The organism is Kineosporia sp. A_224 (assembly GCF_002198655.1).
Classification (GTDB): Bacteria; Actinomycetota; Actinomycetes; order Actinomycetales; family Kineosporiaceae; genus R-H-3.
The window spans coordinates 1-22,200 of record NZ_MWLN01000164.1 but is presented as its reverse complement, the minus strand read 5'-3'; the positions used below and the strand labels follow the sequence as shown (position 1 = coordinate 22,200).

11 protein-coding genes are annotated in these 22,200 nt (G+C 75.9%); 5 read left to right on the top strand and 6 right to left on the bottom strand.

Annotation, left to right across the window (positions count from 1 at the left end; genetic code table 11):
* Window positions 1–32 precede the first annotated feature (32 nt).
* Window positions 33–7,796 (top strand): type I polyketide synthase, encoded by a 7,764-nt coding sequence (locus EDJALFJO_RS14870; protein WP_088286560.1) that lies wholly within the window; start codon window positions 33–35, stop codon window positions 7,794–7,796.
* An 84-nt stretch (window positions 7,797–7,880) separates the two neighbouring features.
* A complete protein-coding gene (locus EDJALFJO_RS14865; protein ID WP_088286558.1) occupies window positions 7,881–13,289 on the top strand; it encodes a carboxyl transferase domain-containing protein in 5,409 nt (1,802 codons plus the stop codon).
* Window positions 13,290–13,334: 45 nt separating this feature from the next.
* Here the strand turns inward: EDJALFJO_RS14865 and EDJALFJO_RS14860 are convergent, their stop codons facing one another.
* Window positions 13,335–14,240, bottom strand: coding sequence for a LysR substrate-binding domain-containing protein (locus tag EDJALFJO_RS14860; protein WP_088286555.1), 906 nt, complete (start codon window positions 14,238–14,240; stop codon window positions 13,335–13,337).
* A 94-nt stretch (window positions 14,241–14,334) separates the two neighbouring features.
* On the opposite strand from EDJALFJO_RS14860, the gene EDJALFJO_RS14855 reads away from it, so the two are divergent.
* Window positions 14,335–14,574, top strand: coding sequence for a hypothetical protein (locus EDJALFJO_RS14855; RefSeq protein WP_088286545.1), 240 nt, complete (start codon window positions 14,335–14,337; stop codon window positions 14,572–14,574).
* Here the strand turns inward: EDJALFJO_RS14855 and EDJALFJO_RS14850 are convergent.
* Together EDJALFJO_RS14850 and EDJALFJO_RS14845 are read right to left on the bottom strand one after the other, a co-directional pair.
* A complete protein-coding gene (locus tag EDJALFJO_RS14850; RefSeq protein WP_088286543.1) occupies window positions 14,561–15,367 on the bottom strand; it encodes a 4'-phosphopantetheinyl transferase superfamily protein in 807 nt (268 codons plus the stop codon). The two genes, EDJALFJO_RS14855 and EDJALFJO_RS14850, sit on opposite strands and share 14 nt — an antisense overlap.
* Window positions 15,364–16,740, bottom strand: a complete 1,377-nt coding sequence (locus tag EDJALFJO_RS14845; RefSeq protein ID WP_198950311.1) for a wax ester/triacylglycerol synthase family O-acyltransferase — start codon at window positions 16,738–16,740, stop codon at window positions 15,364–15,366. Before EDJALFJO_RS14845 ends, EDJALFJO_RS14850 begins: the two co-directional genes overlap by 4 nt.
* 136 nt (window positions 16,741–16,876) lie before the next feature.
* Here EDJALFJO_RS14845 and EDJALFJO_RS14840 point away from each other — a divergent pair, with 136 nt between their 5' ends.
* On the top strand, window positions 16,877–17,632 hold the full coding sequence (locus EDJALFJO_RS14840) for a tryptophan 2,3-dioxygenase (protein WP_088286539.1): 756 nt from the start codon (window positions 16,877–16,879) through the stop codon (window positions 17,630–17,632).
* Between the two features lie 15 nt (window positions 17,633–17,647).
* On the opposite strand, the gene EDJALFJO_RS14835 is transcribed toward EDJALFJO_RS14840, so the two are convergent.
* From EDJALFJO_RS14835 to EDJALFJO_RS14825, 3 genes are read right to left on the bottom strand one after another with little or no spacing between them, the layout of a single operon-like run.
* A complete protein-coding gene (locus EDJALFJO_RS14835; protein ID WP_088286537.1) occupies window positions 17,648–18,526 on the bottom strand; it encodes an SDR family oxidoreductase in 879 nt (292 codons plus the stop codon).
* Window positions 18,523–19,452: an alpha/beta fold hydrolase gene (locus EDJALFJO_RS14830; RefSeq protein WP_088286579.1), complete on the bottom strand. Its 930-nt coding sequence runs from the start codon at window positions 19,450–19,452 to the stop codon at window positions 18,523–18,525. The genes EDJALFJO_RS14835 and EDJALFJO_RS14830 overlap by 4 nt, the downstream gene beginning before the upstream one ends.
* 5 nt (window positions 19,453–19,457) lie before the next feature.
* Window positions 19,458–21,014 (bottom strand): NAD(P)/FAD-dependent oxidoreductase, encoded by a 1,557-nt coding sequence (locus EDJALFJO_RS14825; protein ID WP_088286535.1) that lies wholly within the window; start codon window positions 21,012–21,014, stop codon window positions 19,458–19,460.
* A 112-nt stretch (window positions 21,015–21,126) separates the two neighbouring features.
* Between EDJALFJO_RS14825 and EDJALFJO_RS14820 the strand changes: the two genes are divergently transcribed.
* Window positions 21,127–22,023, top strand: a complete 897-nt coding sequence (locus tag EDJALFJO_RS14820) for a phosphotransferase (RefSeq protein WP_088286533.1) — start codon at window positions 21,127–21,129, stop codon at window positions 22,021–22,023.
* Window positions 22,024–22,200: the final 177 nt, after the last annotated feature.

Sequence of the window (22,200 nt, the reverse complement as noted above, 5' to 3'; positions counted from 1 at the left end):
GCAACGGTCCACCCGCACGACAGGAGCACCCGATGTCTGCGCAGCCCGCCACCCCCGCCCTCGAACCCGTCGCGATCGTCGGACTGGCCGCGATCATGCCGCAGGCACCGGACGCCGCCTCGTTCTGGGCCAACCTCACCGGCGGCGTCTACTCGATCACCGACGTCCCGCCGGAGCGCTGGGACCCGGAGCTCTACTACGACCCGGACCCGCACGCGCCGGACAAGACCTACTCCCGGATCGGCGGTTGGGTGAGCGACTTCGCCTGGGACCCGGTGGCCTGGCGGCTGCCCGTCCCGCCGACCGTCGCCCGGCAGATGGACGACGGCCAGCGGTGGGCGGTGTCGGCGGCCCGGGCGGCCCTCGTCGACGCGGGCTGGCCGGACTGGCCCGTCGACCCGGAGCGGGTCGCCGTCATCCTGGGCAACGCGATCGGCGGCGAGAAGCACTACAAGACCAACCTGCGGGTCGACCTGCCCGAGGTGCTGCGCCACCTGCGTGCCGCGCCGGCGTTCGCGGCGCTCCCCGCCGACGTCCGGGACAGCATCGTCGACCAGACCCGGACGCCGTACCTTGCCCGGCTCCCCGAGATCACCGAGGACTCGATGCCCGGCGAGCTGGCCAACGTCATCGCCGGCCGGGTCGCCAACCTCTTCAACTTCCGGGGCCCCAACTTCACCACCGACGCGGCGTGCGCGTCCGCGCTCGCCGCGATGAGCACCGCTGTCCGCGGCCTGCAGACGCGCGACTACGACGCCGTCGTCACCGGCGGCGTCGACCGGAACATGGGCGTCGCCGCATTCGTGAAGTTCTGCCGCATCGGCGCGCTGTCGGCGACCGGGACCCGGCCGTTCGACGCCGGCGCCGACGGGTTCGTCATGGGGGAGGGGTGCGCGCTCTTCGTCCTCAAGCGGCTCTCCGACGCCGAGCGGGACGGGGACCGGGTGTACGCCGTCGTCCTCGGCGTCGCCGGCTCGAGCGACGGGCGGGGCAAGGGGATCACCGCGCCCAACCCCGTCGGGCAGCGGCTCGCCGTCGAACGCGCGTGGGACACCGCGGGCGCCGACCCGGCGAGCGCCTCGTGCGTCGAGGCGCACGGCACCTCGACCCGGGTCGGGGACGCCACCGAGCTCGGCAGCCTCACCGAGGTGTTCGCGAAGGCGGGGGCGGCACCCGGCTCGATCGCCCTCGGGTCGGTGAAGTCGAACATCGGCCACCTCAAGGCGGCCGCAGGCGCCGCCGGCCTCTTCAAGGCCGCGATGAGCCTGCACCACCGGGTCCTCCCGCCGAGCCTGTCGTTCCGGGACCCGAACCCGAACGTCGACTGGTCGGCGGTGCCCTTCCGGGTGAACACGACGCTGCGGGACTGGGACGCTCCCGCCGACGGCGGCGCCCGCCGGGCCGGGGTCAGCGCGTTCGGCTTCGGCGGCACGAACTTCCACGCCGTCCTCGAGGAGCACGTCCCCGGCCGCTACGCCGGGCGCCCCCGGGTGCTCGCGAGCGCGCAGGTGCCTGCGTCGCCGCGGGCCACGGCGCCCGTCGAGCGGCGGGCCCCGCTGCGCGGGGCGCTCGTCGTCGGCGGCCGGGACGACGCGGACGTCGTCGCGCAGCTGACCCGGCACCTCGATGCCGCCCGGTCCGGCACCGCACCGGCGCCGGCCGCCCCCGACCCGGCGACCGCCGGTGCTGCGGTCCGGGTCGCCGTCGACTTCGCCGACGCCACCGACCTCGCCACGAAGCTCGACAAGGCGGTCAAGGCCTTCGCCGCCGGTCCGGCTGCCGCCCCGATGTGGAAGCTGCTGCGCGCGCAGGGCGTCTTCGTCGGCCGCGGCCCGGCCCCGAAGGTCGCCTTCCTCTACACCGGCCAGGGCTCGCAGTACGTCAACATGCTCGCCGGCCTGCGAGCCACGGAGCCGGTCGTCGCCGACACCTTCGCCGAGGCCGACGAGGTGATGACCCCGCTGCTCGGCCGCTCGCTGTCGTCGTACATCTTCGTCGACGGCGCGGACCCGGTCGCCGTCGAGCGGCTCGAGCGGCAGCTGCTGCAGACCGAGATCACCCAGCCGGCCGTCCTCGCCACCGACCTCGCGCTGACCCGGCTGCTCGCCGCGTACGGCGTCCGGCCCGACATGGTCATGGGGCACAGCCTCGGCGAGTACGGCGCGCTCGTCGCCGCCGGGGCGCTGACGTTCTCCTCGGCGCTCGAGGCGGTCAGCGCCCGCGGCAAGGAGATGGCCGGCCTGGCGATGGACGACAACGGTGCGATGGCCGCCGTCTTCGGGCCGCTGGAGACGATCGAGCAGGTCGTCGCGGCGTCCCCCGGGTACGTCGTCATCGCCAACATCAACTCGACCTCGCAGGCCGTCATCGGTGGGGCCACCGCGGCCGTCGAGCAGGCGGTCGGGACCTTCCAGGGCCTGGGCCTCAACGCGGTCCGGATCCCGGTCAGCCACGCCTTCCACACCTCGATCGTCGCGCCGGCCAGCGTGCCGCTCGTCGCGACCCTGCGCCGGCTGGACCTGCGGCCGCCGGTGCTGCCGATCGTCGCGAACGTCACCGGGGAGCTCTACCCGGACGACGCGACGAGCGAGGACGTGCTCGAGATGCTCGGCCGCCAGGTCGCCTCGCCCGTGCAGTTCGTCCGCGGGCTGCGCACGCTCTACGCCGCGGGAGCACGGGTCTTCGTCGAGGTCGGCCCGCGCAAGGCGCTCGCCGGCTTCGTCGAGGACGTCCTCGTCACCGCCCACGACGACGCCCTCGCGCTCTTCACGAACCACCCCAAGAGCGGTGACGTCGCGTCCTTCAACGCCGCGCTGTGCGGCCTGTACGCGGCAGGGCTGGGCCTCGACGCCCCGGCCGCCGCACCCGTCGTACCTGCACCGTCGGAAGGGACCCTCATGTCCGCGCCGCAGCCCGCCGTCCCGTCACCCGCAGCCGTCGCGGCCACCGCGCCGGCCGACGAGCCGTTCGCCGCGCTCGGCAAGGCGCTCGCGGACGTCCTCGCGCAGGGCCTGCGGCTCGCTGCGGGGAGCGCCGGAGCCGTTGCACCGCAGCCGCTCCCGGCGGCAGCGGCGCAGGGCCCGGCGGTCATGGAGCCGGTCGTCGTCAGCGGCGCGGCGCTCGGGCTGCCCGGCGTCGACCGGACCTTCGACGACGAGAACGTCGCGCGGATCCTCGCCGGCCAGCAGTTCATCGACTCGCTGCCGCACCGGTTCCGCAAGCGGATGGTCGACATGCACATCACGCGCCTGGTCAAGAGCGAGGCGAGCGGCCCGTCGTTCGAGGAGATCAGCAGCGAGGCCGACGTCATCAAGCTCGCCGGCCGGCACGCGCCGCTCGACGTCGTCGAGGAGTTCGGCGTCGACGCCGCCCGGGATGCCGCGCTCGACACCGCGACCCGGCTCGCGATCGGGGCCGGCTTCGACGCCCTGCGGGACGCCGGCATCCCGCTCGTCCTGCGCTACCGGACGACCACCCTCGGCACCCGGCTGCCGGACCGCTGGGGGCTGCCGGACGCGCTGCGCGACGACACCGGGGTCGTGTTCGCCGCGGCCTTCCCGGGCTACGACTCGTTCGCCGCCGACATCGAGCGCTACATGACCGACCGCGGCCGCCGCGAGCAGGTCCTCGCGCTCGAGGCCGTCCGGGCCCGGCTCACGGGCGCCGAACCGGCCTGCGCCGAGGTCGACCGCCGGATCGCCGACCTGCGGCACCAGCTCGAGACCGACCCGTTCGTCTTCGACCGCCGGTTCCTGTTCCGCGCGCTGTCGATGGGCCACTCGCAGTTCGCCGAGATCATCGGCGCCCGCGGCCCGAACACCCAGGTGAACGCCGCCTGCGCGAGCACGACCCAGGCGGTCGCGGTCGCCGAGGACTGGATCCGGGCCGGGCGCTGCCGCCGGGTCGTCATCGTCTCCGCCGACGACGCGACCGGGGACGCGCTGCTGCCGTGGATCACGTCCGGCTTCCTCGCCTCCGGGGCGGCCGCGACGGACGACGTCGTCGAGGACGCCGCGACGCCGTTCGACCGCCGGCGGCACGGGATGATCGTCGGGATGGGGGCCGCGGCGCTCGTCGTGGAGTCCGCCGGGGCGGCCCGGGAGCGGGGCGTGCAGCCGATCGCCGAGGTGCTCGGCGCGGTGACCGCGAACAGCGCCTTCCACGGCACCCGGCTCGACGTCGAGCACATCGGCCAGGTCATGGAGCAGGTCGTCGCGCAGGCCGAGGCCCGCGGCGTCGACCGGCACGCGATCGCCGCCGAGACCGTCTTCGTCTCGCACGAGACGTACACGCCGGCCCGGGGCGGCAGCGCGTCCGCGGAGATCAACGCCCTGCGGTCCGTGTTCGGTGCGGACGCCGACCGGGTCGTCATCACGAACACCAAGGGCTTCACCGGGCACGCGATGGGCGCCGGCATCGAGGACGTCGTCGCGGTCAAGGCGCTCGAGACGGGGATCGTCCCGCCGGTGCCGAACTACAAGGAACCCGACCCGGACCTCGGCCCGCTCAACCTGTCGACCGGCGGTAGCTACCCGGTCCGCTACGCGCTGCGGCTCGCCGCCGGGTTCGGCTCGCAGGTCGCGATGGCGCTGCTGCGCTGGACCCCCGTCCCGGACGGCCTGCACCGTGCGCCGTCCGAGCTCGGGTACGCCTACCGTGTCGTCGACCCGGTGGCCTGGCAGGCCTGGCTGGACCGGATCAGCGGCCGCCCGGGCGCCCGGCTCGAGGTCGACCACCGTCGGCTGCGCGTCGTCGACGAGCAGCCGTCCGTGCCGGCGAGGCTCCCGGTGCCCGCCGTCCCCGTGCCCGCGCCGTTCGTGCCGGCGCAGGCCGCGCCGGTCGAGCCGCCGCCGGCGCCCGCGCCGGCACCGGCCGAGCCCGTGGTCCCCGAACCGGTCGTCGAGCCGGTCGCCGACCCGGTGGTGGACGCCGTCGTCGGGATCGTCGCGGAGATGACGGGGTACCCGCCGGAGCTGCTCGCGCCGGACCTCGACCTGGAGGCGGACCTCGGGGTGGACACGGTGAAGCAGGCCGAGGTGTTCGCCGGGGTGCGGGAGCACTTCGGGGTGGAGCGGGACGCGAACCTGCAGCTGCGGGACTTCCCGACGCTGGCGCACGTCATCGGCTGGGTCCGGTCGAAGACCGGCATCACCGCGCCGGGTGCCGGACCCGTTGCCGGACAGCCCGTCGCGGCCGCCGAGCAGCAAGCAGAGCAGGCACAGCAGCCGGGGCTCCGCGGCGACCTCGCCGCGATCGACGCGCTGCCGCGCCGGGTGCCCGTCCCCGTCGTCCGCCCGCTGGCGTCCGCGTGCACCCGCACCGGGGTCGTCCTCGGCGCGGGCACCCGGGTCGTCCTCGCCCCGGACGCCGGCGGCGTCGGCGCCGCGCTCGCGAAGCGGCTCGACCGGCTCGGGGTCACCGTGCTCACCCTGGACCCGGCCTCGACCGTCGACGGGGTCACCGCGACCCTCGACGGCTGGCTCGCCGACGGTCCCGTGCACGGCGTCTACTGGCTGCCCGCCCTCGACGACGAGGGCCCGCTCGACGCGCTCGACCTCGCCGGGTGGCGGGAGGCTCTGCGGCGCCGGGTCAAGACCCTGCACGCGACGATGCGCCGGCTGTTCGACGGCGCCCCGTTCCTCGTCGCGGCCACCCGGCTCGGCGGGTTCCACGGCTACGACGACGCCGGGGCCACGTGCCCGCTCGGCGGCGCGGTGACCGGGTTCGCGAAGTCCTACAAGAAGGAGCAGCCGGCCGCCCTCGTCAAGGCCGTCGACCTCCCGCCGGCCGACCGCAGGACCGCGGCCCCGGCCGACGCCCTCCTCGAGGAGACCCTCGTCGACCCCGGCTGCGTCGAGGTCGGCCGCCCGGCCGGTGCGCAGCGCTGGGGCGTCGGGCTCGCCGTCCGGCCGTTCCCGGCGCTGCACGACGGCTCCGCCGACGGTGACGGCGGCCTGGTGCTCGACAGCGGCTCGACCGTCGTCGTCACCGGCGCGGCGGGCAGCATCGTCTCGGCGATCACCGCGGACCTCGCCGCGGCGTCGGGTGCGACGTTCCACCTGCTCGACCTCACGCCGGCGCCCGACCCGGCCGACGCGGACCTGCAGCGCTACCTCACCGACCGGGACGGCCTCAAGGCCGACCTCGCCGCCCGGATGAAGGACCGCGGGGAGCGGCCCACCCCGGTCGCGATCGACCGGGAGCTGGCCCGGTTCGAGCGGCTGGCCGCCGCGCTCACGGCGATCCGCGCCGTCGAGGCCGCCGGTGGGACCGCGCGCTACCACAGCGTCGACCTCACCGACGCGGCCGCCGTCGCGGCGGTCGTCGCCGACGTGCGGGCGTCGTCCGAACGGGTCGACCTGCTGCTGCACGCCGCCGGGCTGGAGATCAGCCGCGGGCTGCCCGCGAAGGAGGCGCGCGAGTTCGACCTCGTCCTCGACGTCAAGTGCGACGGCTGGTTCGGCCTGCTGCACGCCCTCGGCGACACCCCGGTCGGCGCGACCGTCGTCTTCAGCAGCGTCGCCGGCCGCTTCGGCAACGCCGGCCAGACCGACTACGCCGCCGCGAACGACCTGCTGTGCAAGGTGACGAGCAGCCTGCGCCGGACCCGTCCGGGCACCCGGGCGATCGCCCTCGACTGGACGGCGTGGGGCGGGATCGGGATGGCCACCCGCGGCTCGATCCCGAAGATCATGGAGGCCGCCGGGGTCGAGATGCTGCCGCCGGAGGCCGGGATCGCCTGGATCCGTCGTGAGCTCGTGTCGTCCGGCTTCCGCGGCGAGGTCGTCGTCGCGGGCCGGCTCGGCCTCATGGCGGCCGAGAACGACCCGGCGGGCGGGCTCGACGTCGCGGCCGTCGACGTGGCCGGCTTCGGCCCGATGCTCGGCGCGGTCGCCGGCGTCCGGACCACCGACGGGCTCGTCGTCACGACGCCCCTCGACCCGGTCGCGCAGCCGTTCCTCGACCACCACCGGATCGACGGCGTCCCCGTGCTGCCCGGGGTCATGGGGATGGAGGCGTTCGTCGAGGCGGCCCGGCTCGCGGCCCGGCTCGGCGGGGTGCCGCACGAGGTGACCGGCCTGGAGGACGTCGCGTTCCTCGCCCCGGTGAAGTTCTACCGGGACGAGCCGCGCACCCTCACCGTCACCGCGCTGCTGCGCGCCGACGCCGGCGGCGACCTCGTCGCGGACTGCCGGCTCGAGGCGCAGCGGGTGCTGCCCGGTGCCGGCGACCCGGTGACGACGGTGCACTTCACCGGACGCGTCCGGCTCTCCACCGCCGTCGCACCGGCCGCCCCCGACCTCGTCGTCGACCTCACCGAGCCCGCGGCGGGCGGCGCCCTCGGCCCGGACGCCGTCTACCGGCTCTACTTCCACGGCCCGGCGTACCAGGTCGTCGGCGGGGCCTGGCGGACCGGGGACGCCGCGACCGCCCGGCTGGCCGATCCGCTGCCCGAGGACCACGTGCCGGCCGCGGCGCCGCTCGCCTCCGCGCCGCGGCTCGTCGAGCTGTGCTTCCAGGCGGCCGGGCTCTGGGAGGCGGGCCGGCAGGACCGGCTCGCCCTGCCCCGGGCGGTGGCCCGGGTGCGCTGGGTGGCGGGTCCGCCGCCGTCGCCGGGGGACGGCGCGCTGTTCGCGGTGGCGACCGCCGAGGCGGCCGACGGCGTCTTCGACTGCGCCGTCGTCGACGCGCAGGGCCACGTCGTCCTCGCCCTCGACGGCTACGCGACCGTCCCGCTGCCGGCGCCGCTGCCGGACGACGTGAGCGCCCCGCTGCGCGGCGTCTTCGCCGGCTGACCACGTCGACCGCCAGCCCGACCACCTGCCCGACCACCAGCCCGACCTGCTGCCCCGCACCGTGTCCCGACAGGAGCGTCATCCGTGACCACGATCCGCCGTCTCGCCGTGCTCGACCGGGGCGAGGTCGCCGTCCGGCTCCTCGCGGCGGTCGCCGAGCTCAACCGGGAGGCCGCCGGGGACGTGCCCGTGACGACCGTCGCCGTCGTCACCGGTGCGGGGGCGGCGTGGTCCGCCCGCGAGGCCGACGAGGTCCTCGCGGTCGGCGAGGCGGACGGCGCGGACGGCGACGCCCTGGCCCGGGCGGTCGTCGGCGCCGGTGCGGACGCGGTCTGGGTCGGTGCCGGGGCGCTCGGCGGCGACCCGGCCGCACGGGCCGACCTGGTGGCCCGCTTCGAGGACGCCGGGGTCACCGTCGTCGGCCCGTCGGCCGCGACCCTGCGGCTGCTCGGCTCCCCGGACGGCCTGCGGTCCGCCGCCGCGTCCGCCGGGGTCCCGGACCGGTGGCCCGACGGCGCCGCACCGGCCGCGGTGCGCCGTGTCGACGTCGACGTCGTCTCCGACGGCGCCGGCGTGACCTGGGTGCTCGGGACGCGGGACACGACGGTCCGGCACGCGGGCCGCACCGTCGTCGTGGAGTCCGGGGTCCCGGCCCTGCCGGACCCGGTGCGTGCGCTGCTCCACGAGCAGGCGGGGCGTCTCGTGGCCGGGCTCGGCCACCGCGCCGTCGTCGAGGTCGGGCTCGAGGTCGCCGGGGACGCCGTCCGGCTCGCCGGGGTCGCCGCCCCGTCGCTCGTCGGGCAGACCCCCGCCGAGGAGGTCCGCGGCGTCGACCTCGTGGCCCTGCACCTCGACCTCGCGCGCGGCGCCAGCCCGCTGCTGCCGCCGGACGACGACGCCGGGCACGCGGTCCAGGTCCGGCTGAGCGCGCGGGACGTCGGGGTGGACCCGGCCCGCGGCGGCACGGTGACGCCCGGCCGGCTGCTGCTCCTCGACGTCCCTGCGGCGGCCGGGGTGCGGGTCGACGGCGGGCTGCGCGCGGGGGACACCGTGACCGCGGACTCCCCGGTGCTCGCCACCCTGACCGCGTGGGGGCGGACCCGGGCGCAGGCCCTCGCCCGGCTGCGGCGGACCCTGTCCCGGACCGGGGCCGTCGTCGACGGCGGGACGACCGACCGGGCGTTCCTGCTCGCCGTCCTCGCGCACCCCGACCTCGCCGCCGGCCGGGTCGACGCCGGCTGGCTCGACCGGCTCGTCGCGGCAGGAGCCCTCGACCCGCCGCCGGACGCGGTCGCCGTCCTCGCGGCCGCGGCCGAGGCGTACGACGCCGACCGGGCCGCCGCCGAGGCGGCCTTCCACGCGCGGGCCGCGCGCGGCCGGCCGGAGCCGCCGGAGGCCGTCGGCACCCGCGTCGTCCTCGGCTACCGGGGCGGCGCGCACGCGCTGCGGGTGGACCTCGTCGCGCCGGGCCGGTACCGGGTCGGCGACCCGGACGGCGCGGCGGACGTCGTCGTCGAGCGGCTCGGCCCGTTCGAGCGCCGGCTCGTCTGCGGCGGTCGCCGGCACCGGGTCGTCGTCGCCACCCACGGCAGCGTCGTCCGGGTCGAGGTCGACGACACCGCGCACGTCCTGACCCGCGAGGACGGCGTCGTCGTCCGCGCCGGCTGGCCCGCGTTCGTCGTCGAGGTGCTCGTCGCCCCGGGGGACCACGTCCAGGCCGGCCGGCCGGTCGCCGTCCTGGAGTCGATGAAGATGGAGTCCGTCGTGCCGGCGCCGTTCGCCGGCGAGGTGCTCGGCGTCGACGTCGTCGCCAACGCGCAGGTCGAGGCGGGCGCCGGGCTGCTGCGGCTGCGGGCCGACGACCTGCGGTCGCGCCCCCTCGCGGAACCCGGTGCGGGACAACCGGTCCCGCTCGGGCTGCGCGGGCTGGCCCGGCCCGAGGACCCGGGGCTGCGACCCTGCGAGCGGGTCTACGGGCCCCTGCGCGAGTACCTGCTCGGCTACGACCTCGACCCGACGACGCTCGCCCGGCTGCTCGCGGCGCAGCGCCGCCTCGCCGAGCTGTCGCCGCCGGACGACGTCTCGCTGCTCGCCTGCGAGGACTCGCTGCTCGGGCTGTACGCCGACCTCGGCGCGCTCTCCCGGCCGCGCAGCGAGAACGACGACACGGACGACGGTCCCGAGGCCGAGGCGCTCCGGGACGCCCGCACCGGCAGCGCCCAGGAGTACCTCATCGCCTTCCTGCGCTTCCTCGACGCCGACCGGGCGATGCTCCCCGACCTGTACCGGGAGCGGCTGCGGGTGGCGCTCGGCCGGTACGGCGTGACCTCGCTGGACCGCACGCCCGAGCTGGAGTCCGCGGTCGTCCGGCTCTACCGCTCGATCGGCCGGGTCCGCGAGCTCGCACCGGTCGTCGTGGCCGTCCTGACCCGCAGGCTCGCCGCCGCCGACGTGCTCGCCACGACCGCGGGGCCGCACGAGCGCAGCCTCCTCGACCGGCTCGCGGCGGCGACCCAGGGCCGCCAGCAGGACGTCGCCGACCTGGCCCGCGACGTCCGGTTCCACCTGCTCGACGAGCCCGTCCTGGAGTCCGTCGTCGCGGACGTCTACGCCGAGATGGAGGGCCACCTCCTGGCCCTGCACGCCGACCCGCTCGCCGCGGACCGGGCGCACCGGGTCGACCGGCTGGTGCTCGCGCCGCACCCGATGCGGGCCGCGCTGCTGCGGCACTGGCTCACCGCGGGCGACGGTGCGGCGGGGGAGCCGCTGCGGCGCACCTTGCTCGAGGTCTACGTGCGGCGGTTCTACCGGATCCGGCCGCTGCGCGACCTGCGCACGATCGTCGCCGGCGGGCACCTGCTGGCCGCCGCGGACTACACGCACGACGGGCGGGACGTGCACCTCGTCGTCGCCTACGCGCCGCTGGAGGACCTGCCGTCCGTCGCGGACGCCGTCGGCGGGCACCTCGCCGCGCCCGCCCCGGGTGCCCCGCCGGTGCCCGCCTCCACGGACGTCGTCCTCGACGTCGTCACGTGGCAGGCCGGGGAGCGCCCGGAGATCGACGCGACGGCGGCCGCCGTCGCGGACCTGGTCACAGCCGTCGACGTCGGACGCCGGCTGCACCGGCTCGACGTCACCGTGACGAGCACGGCCGGCGGCAGCAAGGAGCACTTCCGCACCCAGCACCTCACCTTCCGGCAGGACGCCTCGGGGGCGTTCGTCGAGGACGTGCTCTACCGCAACCTGCACCCGATGCTCGCCAAGCGGCTGGAGCTCTGGCGGCTCTCCGGGTTCCGGCTGGAGCGCCTGCCGTCGGCCGAGGACGTCTACCTGTTCCACGGCGTCGCGCACGACAACCCCAGGGACTCGCGGCTCTTCGCGCTGGCGGAGGTCCGCGACCTCACGGCCGTCCGCGGCGAGGACGGCTCGCTGAGCTACCCGCGGCTGGAGCGGATGGGGCTCCAGGCGCTCGCCGCGATGCGGGCCGCGCTGGCCGCGTTCCCGGCCCGGGAGCGTCCCGTGGCGAACCGGATCGTGCTCGCCGTCCGGCCGCCGTGGGACGTCCCGCGGTCGGCCTGGGCCGACCTCGCGAGGTCGCTGGCGCCGCTGGCGTCGGGGGCCGGGCTGGAGAAGGTCGTGCTGCGGGTGCGGATCCCCGGCCCGTCCGGCCCGCGGGAGGCGGTCCTGCACCTCGAGGGGGTCGGTGGCCACGGGGTCACGGTGCGGGTGGAGGCCCCCGGTGACGCGCCGGTCCGGGCGTTGTCCGCCTACCAGCAGAAGGTGCTGCTCGCGGCCAGGTTCGGGGTGCCGTACCCGTACGAGGTGGTCCGGCTGCTCGCGTCCGCGGAGGGGACCCCCGGCCTGCTGCCGCCCGGCTCGTTCGTCGAGCACGACCTGGACGCCGACGACCGGCTGGTGGCGGTGGACCGGCCGCCCGGGGAGAACTCGGCGCACGTCGTCGTCGGGCTGGTGACGAACCGCACCGCCGTCGTCCCGCAGGGGATGACCCGGGTGGCGATCCTGTCCGACCCGACGAAGGGGCTCGGGAACCTCGCCGAGCCGGAGTGCCGCCGGGTCAACGCCGCCCTCGACCTCGCCGCGTCGCTCGGCGTCCCCGTCGAGTGGTTCGCGGTCTCCTCCGGCGCGCTCATCGCCATGGACTCCGGCACCGAGCACATGGACTGGATCGCTGCCACGCTGCGCCGGATCATCGAGTTCACCCAGGACGGCGGGGAGATCAACATCGTCGTCACCGGCATCAACGTCGGCGGTCAGCCGTACTGGAACGCCGAGGCGACGATGCTCATGCACACCCGGGGCATCCTCGTCATGACGCCGTCGAGCGCCATGGTCCTCACCGGCAAGCAGGCCCTCGACTTCTCCGGCGGCGTCTCGGCGGAGGACAACTTCGGCATCGGCGGCCACGACCGGGTCATGGGGCCGAACGGCCAGGCCCAGTACTGGGCGCCGACGTTCCTCGACGCGTGCGGGGTGCTGCTGCGGCACTACGCGCTGACCTACGTGGTGCCGGGGGAGCGGTTCCCGCGCCGGCGCCCGACCGCCGACCCGCTCGACCGGGACGTCCGGCCGGCGCGGCACGTCCCCGTGCCCGGCAGCGACTTCACCAGCGTCGGGGACGTCTTCGACCCGGTGTCGAATCCCGACCGCAAGAAGCCCTTCGACATCCGGTCGGTGATGCGCGCCGTCGCCGACGCCGACACCGAGCCGCTGGAACGGTGGGAGCACTGGCGGGACGCCGAGAACGCCGTCGTCTGGGACACATGCGTCGGCGGCATCCCGGTGTGCCTGCTCGGCATCGAGTCCCGGACCGTCCCGCGCCGCGGCTTCGTCCCGGCGGACGGTCCGCCGGCCTGGACGAGCGGCACGCTGTTCCCGCAGGCGTCCCGCAAGACGGCGCGCGCGGTGAACGCGGTGGCCGGACGGCGTCCGCTCGTCGTCCTCGCGAACCTGTCGGGGTTCGACGGGTCGCCGGAGTCGATGCGGCGCTGGCAGCTCGAGTACGGCGCGGAGATCGGCCGGGCGGTGACGAACTTCGACGGGCCGATCGTCTTCGTCGTCGTCTCCCGCTACCACGGGGGCGCGTTCGTCGTGTTCTCCAAGGCGCTCAACGCCCGGATGGAGATCGCCGCCGTCGAGGGGTCCTACGCCTCCGTCATCGGCGGTGCGCCGGCGGCGGCGACGGTGTTCGCCCGTGAGGTCAAGGCGCGCACCGACCGCGACTCCCGGGTGACCGAGGTCCGCGAGCGGCTCGCGACGGCGAAGGGCGCTGCCGCCGGCCGGCTGCGGGTCGAGCTCGCCCGGGCCACGGAGCGGGTCCGCTCGGAGAAGCTCGGCGAGGTCGCCGACGAGTTCGACGGGATCCACACGATCGAGCGCGCGCTGCGGGTCGGCTCGGTGGACCGGATCATCTCGGCGCAGGGGCTGCGGCCGTACGTCGTCGATGCCCTGGAACGCGGGATGGCGCAGGGCTGAGGCGCGGGGTCGAGGGCACGGGTCGCCGGGGCGTGCCGGCCGGCGTCAGGACGGCAACCGGCGTGCCCGAGCCGTGCGGACGACGTGCTGGCGGAAGAGCTCGGCGGCGGGGAGCAGCCGGCGCTCGGTCGACCAGGCCATCCCGATCTCGCGGACGGCGGCCGGGTCCGTGAGGGGCAGGTACCGCAGCGGGCTCTCGACGGCGTCGGCGTCGGCGACGTGCGGTGCCGGGACGATGCTCACCCCGAGCCCGGCGGCGACGAACCCGCGGACCGTGGCGAGGTCGGTCCCGACGAAGGCGATGCGCGGCTCGAAGCCGGCCCGCTCGCACAGCTCGCCGACCTGGCGCCGCAGCAGGGACGTCGGCCGCAGCGCCACGAACGGCTCCTCGGCGGCCTCCACGAGGTCGATCTCGGCGCGGTCGGCGAGCGGGTGGTCGCGGGGGACGGCGAGGCGCAGCGGCTCGACGAGCAGCCGCTGCCACTTGACGGTCGGGTCCGACCGCCGCCACGCGGTGATCTCCAGGTCCGTCCGGCCGCCGTCCAGCACCGGCGAGACGAGCTCGTCACGGACCTGCCGCAGGCTGAACTGCACGCCGGGGTGGTCGGCGCGGAACGTGCCGACGAGCTGCGGCACGAGCCAGGTGGCGAGGGACTGCTGGAAGGCCACGGTCACCGTGCCGCTGTCCGGGTCGACGAGCTCGCTCACCGCAGCCAGGCCGTCGTCGAGGTTGTTGAGCAGCGCGTCCACGTGCCGTTTGAAGGCGGCGCCGGCCGGCGTCATCCGCAGCGTCCGGCCGGACCGGTGCAGCAGCGGCGTCCCGACCTCGGCCTCGAGCCGGGCCAGGCCGCGGGACACCCCCGACTGCGTCACCCAGTAGAGCTCGCCGACCTGGGTGACGGTGACCCCGTCGGCGACCTGCTGGAACCAGCGGAGCGCGTCGGTGTCCATGGACCCACAGTAGCGGTGTCCCATGACCAAAATGCATGGATATCATGAATATCACTCATTGGACGCATGTAAGCGTTTGCGTGACACTGGATGCATGACGACGAACAGCAACGACACCGGCACCACCACCACGGCCCCGTCGTTCCTCACCGCGCTCCGGGACGACCTCCGCGCCCGCCGTGCAGCGCGCGCCGCGCGCCGCAAGCTCGACAGCGAGCTGGCCACCTACTGCACGCCCGCCGAGCGCGACGACCTCGCCGCGATGCTCGACCGCTACGACGACGAGACCGCCGCCCCGGTCCGCGAGGCCCTGAACCGGGTCAACGCCGCCTGACGTCCGCGAACGGCTCCGCCGGCCACGGGTCCACCGGGACGGCGCGGGCCAGGTCGTCGCTCGTCGGCAGCAGTGCCGGCGGGTCGTGCGGCCGCACGGCGGCCGTCGTGACGACGAAGTCGCCGTCCCGGCGCCACCACCCGGGGAGCACCTGCCCGGTCGGCATGTGCCGGACCGCCAGCGGCCGCCAGCCGGCCGCGACGCCCGGTCCGCCCGGGGCGCTGTCCCGCAGGGTCACCTCGACCGCCCGGGTGTCGGTCCGCAGCCCGGTGCGCAGCACCTTGAGCGCGCTCTCCTTGGCCGACCAGACGACGTCGGCGAGCTCCGACCGCCCGCCCGGACCGTCCCCGGTGGGCCGGGCACGCACGCGTGACGCCTCCGCGGTCGTGAGGAAGTCCGCGACGAACGCGTCGCTGCGGGGCTCGACGAGCTCCAGGTCCACGCCGACGGGGTCCGGACCGTCGCCGACGAGGCACACCGCCCAGCCCGCGCGGTCCGTCACCGACACCTCGAGCCCGAGCGGCGCGCCGTCGACGAGGACGTACGGGGCGCCGGACGCCCGGTTGAGCACCGCGACCCGCGCCGCCGCAGCCGCGCCGCCGCTGCCCGCGGCCTCGCCGAGCACCGCGAGGACGGCGTGCTTCGCCGTCCAGCGCCGCAGCAGGAACTCGCTGCGCCGCTTGGGGAAGCGCAGCCGGCCCAGCCGCTCCTGCTCGGCGGTGCTGAGCCAGCCGGTCCCCTCGGGTCCGGAAGCGGGCAGCTCCTCGCAGCCGCGGGCGAGCCAGCCGCTCACCCCCGCGCCGCGCTCCCGCCGAGGGCGACGAGCTCGGCGAGCGCGGCGTCGAAGCCGGCCACGAGCAGCTCGGGGTCGGTGACGGTCGCGGCATCCGTGCGGAACCCGACGCGGACCGTCCCGGCGTACGAGAACACGCACACGCCCAGCGTCTGGTCCGCCGCCTGCGGCACCCAGCCGAGCACGCCCGTCATCGGCACCCCGGCCAGGGTCCGCCGGTCGGCGGGCCCGACGACGTTCGTGAGGACGCCGACCGCCTTGGCGGAGAAGAAGTCGACGAGCAGCCGCTCGACCTGCGGGTGGGTCAGGCCGATCGCGCCGATCGTGCCGAAGGTGATCGCCGCCTCGGGGGACGCCTTGATCGCGTCCATCCGCTCGCGGGTGCGGTCGAGCCGGGTGCGGGCGTCGACGTCGGTGCTCACGAGCGGGAAGAGCACGAGGGCGAAGCGGTTGCCGAGCTCGGCCGGCAGCGGCCCCTCGGCGCGGACGTTGACCGGCACCATCGCCGTGAGGTCGACCGGGTCGGCGCCCCGGGCGACGAGGTACGAGGCGACGGCGCCGCCCACGGCGGACATGAGGATGTCGTTGACCGTCGACCCGGTCGCCCGCCCGGCGGCCTTGACCGCCGCGAGGTCGTGCGGCGTCGACCAGACGGCCCGCTTCGCGATCCCGGGGGTGCCCGACAGCGGGGTCCGCGGCAGGGAGCCCAGCAGCAGCTTGTCGACGACCTGACCGGTCTGCCAGGCGAGCGTCAGGGCGTCGACCGCGGCCTCGGGCCGGACCAGGCGGGCCAGGTCGGCGAACAGGTGGAGCGCGGCCCGCAGCGGCCCGCGCGCGCCGTCGTCCGGCGGCGGGGGTGCGGGCGGCGGCGCCGCGTCGTCCGCGGGGTCGGTGAGCGAGAGCAGGACGTGCGCGAGCGCGATCCCGTCGGCGACCGCGTGGTGGATCCGGGCCAGGACGACCGACCCGGCGGGCCCGCCGTCGTCCGGCCGGTAGCCGTGGAGGAGCCAGACCTCCCACAGCGGGTGCGCGAGGTCGAGCGGCTGCGAGATGTGCTCCTCGACGAAGGCCCGCAGCGCGGCGTCCCCGCCGGGTGCGGCGAGCCGGCGGACGACGAGGTGCCGGTCGAGGTCGAAGCCGGGGTCGTCGACCCAGCGTGGCGGCCCGACCGGCAGCAGCGGTTCCGCGGGCCGCATCCGGAACACGGGGAAGCGGTCCAGCAGCCGCTCGGTGACGACGGCGCGCAGCCGGTCGATGCGCACCGTGCCCTCGAACCACATGAGGGTGTCGATGACGAGCAGGTTCTCCGGGCGGTCCATGTGCAGCCAGATCGCGTCGACCGCACCCATCGTGTGCCGTGCCGTCGCTGTCATGCGCCACCTCGCGTGTCCCCGCGCGTCCCTGCGTCGCTCGTGGACTCGAGGGTCGCACCTGTGGTCAGGTGCACGGACAGGTCCGAGGTCCTCCGCCGCACCCTTTCGCGGCGGGCCGCACCACCGTGGGGGAGCCATGACCGGCAAGGCACTGACCTACTCGAGCTACCTGCGGGTCGACGACCTCCTCGCCCTCCAGGAGCCGCGCTCGCTCGACCCGGGGACGGGCGAGACCGAGCACGACGAGATGCTCTTCATCGTCATCCACCAGGTCTACGAGCTGTGGTTCAAGCAGCTGCTCCACGAGGCGGCCCGGCTCGGCACGGCCTTCGAGGGCGGTGACGCCCGCACCGCGCTGGCCACCCTCACGCGGATGCTGACGATCCTCAAGACCGTCGTCGGGCAGGTGGACGTCCTGGAGACGATGACGCCGCTGTCGTTCGCGGGCTTCCGCGGGCGGCTGGACTCGGCGTCCGGCTTCCAGTCCGCGCAGTTCCGCGAGCTCGAGGCGGTGCTCGGACGGCGCGACCCGGCGATGCTCTCGCCGCACCCGCCGGGCCCGGCCCGGGACCGGATCGAGGCCGCGATGGGGCGCCCGGGCCTGTGGGTGCAGTTCCTCGGGTTCGCCGGGCTCGACGGGCTCGACGACGAGGCGCTCCTCGACGGCCTCGAGCGGGTGTACCGCGAGGACGCCCTGCGCGCCCTGGTCTGCGAACGGATGGTCGACCTCGACGAGGGCGTCCAGGAGTGGCGGTACCGGCACGTGAAGATGGTCGAGCGGACCATCGGCGGGCAGCTGGGCACCGGCGGCTCGTCCGGGGCCGCCTACCTGCGCAGCACGCTGCTGCGCCCGATGTTCCCCGCGCTGTGGCAGGTCCGGGACCGGTTCTGACCCGTCCCGGCACGGCTACGGCTGCGCGGGGCGGCCCGCCAGGTCCGCCGCGCCGCCCGGGCCGGTGAGCGCCCTGACCCCGGTACCGACCTCGGCCTCGAGCGCGGCCTCGGTCGCCGCGGCCCGGCCGGGCCCGACCAGCGAGGTGAACCAGTGCAGGAACGGGCGGTTCATCGCCGCGAGCCGCACCCACCCCGGCACCCAGACCCGGGTGCGGCGCCGGCGGATCCCGGCGACGAGGACGTCCGCGGCCCTGTCCAGCGAGGTGGTCGCGTTGAACGGCGGCGGGAGTGGGGCCCGCTGGCGGGCGAGCGCCTTGACGGTGTCCGCGCCGCGCACCATGTCCGTGTCGGTCCAGGACAGGTAGGCGATCCCGACCGTCACCCCGCGGTGCTTCAGCTCGGACCCGATGGCCCGCGCGTACGCCTCGACGCCGGCCTTGCTCGCGCCGTACGCGGACATGATCGGCATCGGCATGATCGCGGCGAGCGAGGCGATCTGGAGCAGGTAGCCGCGGCGCTCGATGAGCAGCGGCAGGAAGACGCGCGCCGTCCGCACCGAGCCGAGGAGGTTGACCTCGACGACGCGGTCCCAGGTGGCCGGGTCGGCGGCGACGATCGGTGCCCCGAAGGCGATCCCGGCGTTCGCCACGACGACGTCGACCCCGCCGAAGCGGTCGACGACCTCGCCGGCGACGCGGCGCAGCGCCGCCTCGTCGGTGACGTCGACCTGCCACCAGCCGGCGTCCGCACCGCACGCGGCGGCCACCTGCTCGAGCCGGTCCGGCTCGTGACCGAGCAGCGCGACGGCATACCCGGCCGCCGCGAGCCGTCGGACGACGGCCTCGCCGAGCCCGCGGGCCGCGCCGGTGACGACGGCGACCTTGCGGGTCACGAGGTCACCGTCGCAGCGGTGACGTGGTGGTCGCGGACGAGCCGGCGGACGGCGTCGGCGACGGCGTCGGGCGACTGCACCGGCGTCATGTGCCCGATGCCGGGCAGCTCGACGAGCCCGAGCGACTGCGGTAGGGCGGCGGTGATCCGGTGCGAGTGCCGCGGCGGCGTGAGCCGGTCCTGCGTGCCGCACAGCACGAGGGCCGGGACGTGGAGCGCCGCGAGGTGGTCGCCGAGGTCCAGGCCCGCGAGCATGCGGGCGAAGCCGGTGCGGGTGTGCGGCGGGCACGCGAGGACGACGTCCGTGCAGTAGGCGCGCTCGTGCCGGTCCGCGGCGGGGGAGAGCGTGATGTGGCTGACCGCCGCGCGCCGCCCCCACCGGGGCAGCATCGTGAGGAGCCGGGCGTCGCTCATGCCGCGCTGCGTCATCGCCTTCGCGACCGCGCGCAGGGGGCTCGGGTGCGGGACGACGCGGGCCTCGTCGACGAGCCGGCCGACGCCGGTGCTCGCGAGGAGCGCCGCGCAGACCTTGTCCCGCAGCACGGCGGGGCGTTCGCCGGCGAGTGCGACGAGCGCCATCGCACCCATGCTGTGGCCCGCGACGACGGCGCGCTCGCCGTCCGGCACGGTCGCGACGAGGACGGCCTCGAGGTCCTCGACGAGGGCGTCCGTCGTGCAGGCGCTGCGGGCGACGTGCTCGCTGCGGCCGTGCCCGCGCTGGTCGTAGACGATCGCGCGCACCTCGTCGCCGAGCCGGTGGAGCACCCGGCCCCAGAAGCCGGCCGAGCACGTCCAGCCGTGCCCGAGGACGACCGTCGGGGCGCCGTCCGGGCCGTGGACCTCGACGGCGATCCGGGTGCCGTCCGCGGAGGTGACCGTCGTGCGGGTCCTGGGGACCGGCGGCACGAAGTCGTGGGGGAGGCGCATCGTCGTCACCGCCCGCCCTGCGTCGCGACGGCCGGCCGGGCGGCCGGACCCGCCGCCGGCCCGGCGCCGTCCGCGCGTCGCGCCGTCCGGTACTCGCCGAGGTCGACCCGCCGGGTCTGGCGGCGCAGCCGCCACGTCGTGCCGGGCCAGAGCGTGCTGATCCGGCCCTGCGCGTCCTGGTACCAGGAGCTGCAGCCACCGGTCGCCCAGATCGTCGTCGAGAGCCGCTCCTGGACGTCGGCGTTCCAGGCGTCCTGCGCGCGCTGCTGCGGTTCCATGACGTCGAACCCCTTGCTGCGCATGAGGTCGAGGGCGTCGAGCAGGTAGGCGAGCTGGGACTCGATGACGTGGACCATCGAGGAGTGGCCGAGCCCGGTGTTCGGGCCGATGAGGAAGAACAGGTTCGGGAAGCCCGTGACGGTGGCGCCGCGCAGGGCCTGCATGCCCGTGCCGGCCCAGACGTCGGCGAGCGAACGGCCGGCGCGGCCGACGACGTGCCGCGCGACGGGCAGGTCGGTCGCCTCGAACCCGGTCGCGAAGACGACGACGTCGGCGGTGCGGCGGGTGCCGCCGGCGCCGACGACCTCGTCGCCCTCGAGGGCGGTGACCGCCTGCGGCACGACCTCGACGTTCGGCCGGGCGAGGGCGGGGTAGAAGTCGTCGGAGATGAGGATCCGCTTGCAGCCGGCGCGGTACCGCGGGCTGAGGACGGCGCGCAGGTGCGGGTCGCTGACCGCCTTCTCCATGGTGCGGCGGGACAGCAGCTCGACCGCGCGCATGAGGGCCGGCCGCCCGACGAAGCCGAGGACCATGAGCTCGCGGCCGGCGTAGATCACGCCGCGGACGCCCTTCTGGACGGCGGGGACCCGCCGGTAGAGGGCGCGCCGCCACGCCGGGATCCGGCGCTGGTTGCGGGGGATGACCCAGGCCGGGGTGCGCTGCATGACCGTGACCGACGCGGCGACCTTCGCGACCTGCGGGACGAGCTGGATCGCGGACGCGCCGGTGCCGACGACGGCGACCCGGCGGCCGGTGAGGTCGAGCGAGGAGTCCCAGCGGGCGGTGTGCATCACGGTGCCGGTGTACGTGGCCGTGGTGACGCCGTCCGGCAGCCGAGGCTCGGACAGCGGCCCGGAGGCGTTGACGAGGACGTCGGCGAGGACGTCCCCGGCGCTCGTCGTGACGGCCCAGGCGCTGCGCGCGTCGTCCCAGCGGGCGCCGAGCACCTCGACGCCGCAGCGGATGAGGCGGCCGACGTCGAAGCGCCGGACGACGTCGTGGAGGTAGGTGTGGATCTCCGGCTGGAGCGAGAAGCTGCGCGTCCAGTCGGGGTTCATCGCGAAGGAGAACGAGTACAGGTGGCTCTGCACGTCGCAGCCGGCGCCGGGGTAGCTGTTGTCGCGCCAGGTGCCGCCGACGTCGTCCGCCTTCTCGAGGACGAGCACGTCGTGACCGGCCTGCGACAGGCGCACCGCGGCGGCGATCCCGCCGAACCCGGCGCCGACGACGAGCACGTGGACGCACTCGGGGAGGGCGGCCGCGTCGCCGCTGGTCGGGGTCATGGCAGGACCATACTTACCAATGAACGTTGTAACAATACCCGCGAGTAACTTCGCCTGTTCGCCTCGCCGGAATGCTGTTGCGCGGCCCGGGGTGGCCGGTGAGGCTCGGGCTGTGGCGATGCATCCTGACGAGCTCGACGTGCCGGTGGAGGTCGTGGCGCGCCTGGTCGGCGAGCAGTTCCCGCAGTGGGGCGGCCTGCCGGTGCGACGGGTGGTGTCGACGGGGACGGTGAACGCGGTCTTCCGTCTGGGGGACGACGTCGCGGCGCGCTTCCCGCTGCGGGCCCGCGCCCTGGCCGACGTCCGGGCCTCGTTGGCCGCGGAGGTCGCCGCCATGGGGGAGCTGGCCGCGTGCAGCCCGGTCCCGACCCCGCTGGCGCTGGCCGTCGGTGCGCCTGGGCCCGGGTACCCGCTGCCGTGGCTGGTGCAGACGTGGCTGCCCGGCCGGGACGCGGCGGTCGACGACGCGTCGTGGTCCGTGCTGCTCGGTGAGGACCTGGCCCGGCTCGTGGCCGCCCTGCGGGCCGCCCCCACGCACGGTCGGACCTTCACGGGTCAGGGTCGGGGCGGGGACCTGACCGAGCATGACGTGTGGATGGCCGAGTGCTTCCGGCGCAGCGAGGGGCTGCTCGACGTCGTCGCGCTGCGGCGGCTGTGGGGCGAGCTGCGGGACCTGCCCCGGGCCGGCCCGGACGTCATGTCGCACGGGGACCTCATGGCGCCCAACGTCCTCGTCGACGCCGGCCGGCTCGTCGGGGTCCTGGACGGTGGGGGCTTCGGGCCGGCCGACCCGGCCCTGGACCTCATCGCCGGCTGGGACCTGCTCGAGGCCGGGCCCCGGGAGGTGTTCCGCCGGGCCCTCGGCTGCGGCGACGTCGAGTGGGCGCGGGGCAAGGCCTGGGCTCTCGAGCAGGCGATGGGGCTGGTCTGGTACTACGAGCGGTCCAACCCCGTCATGAGCGGCCTGGGTCGGCGGACCCTCAGCCGGATCCTCGCCGACCCCGGGTGAGGTGGTCTCCGCCGCCAGGGTGCGCTCTCGGCCGGTCGTCAGAAGGGCGGCGGATCCTCGGGCGCAGGCGCAGGCGCAGGCGCAGGCGCGGGCCGTGGGAGACGTGGCAGCGGCGTGTGGGGGAGTGCGGTGTAGGCGCGGCCGGTGCGGGTGGTCCAGGTGGTGGTGCCGGGTGGG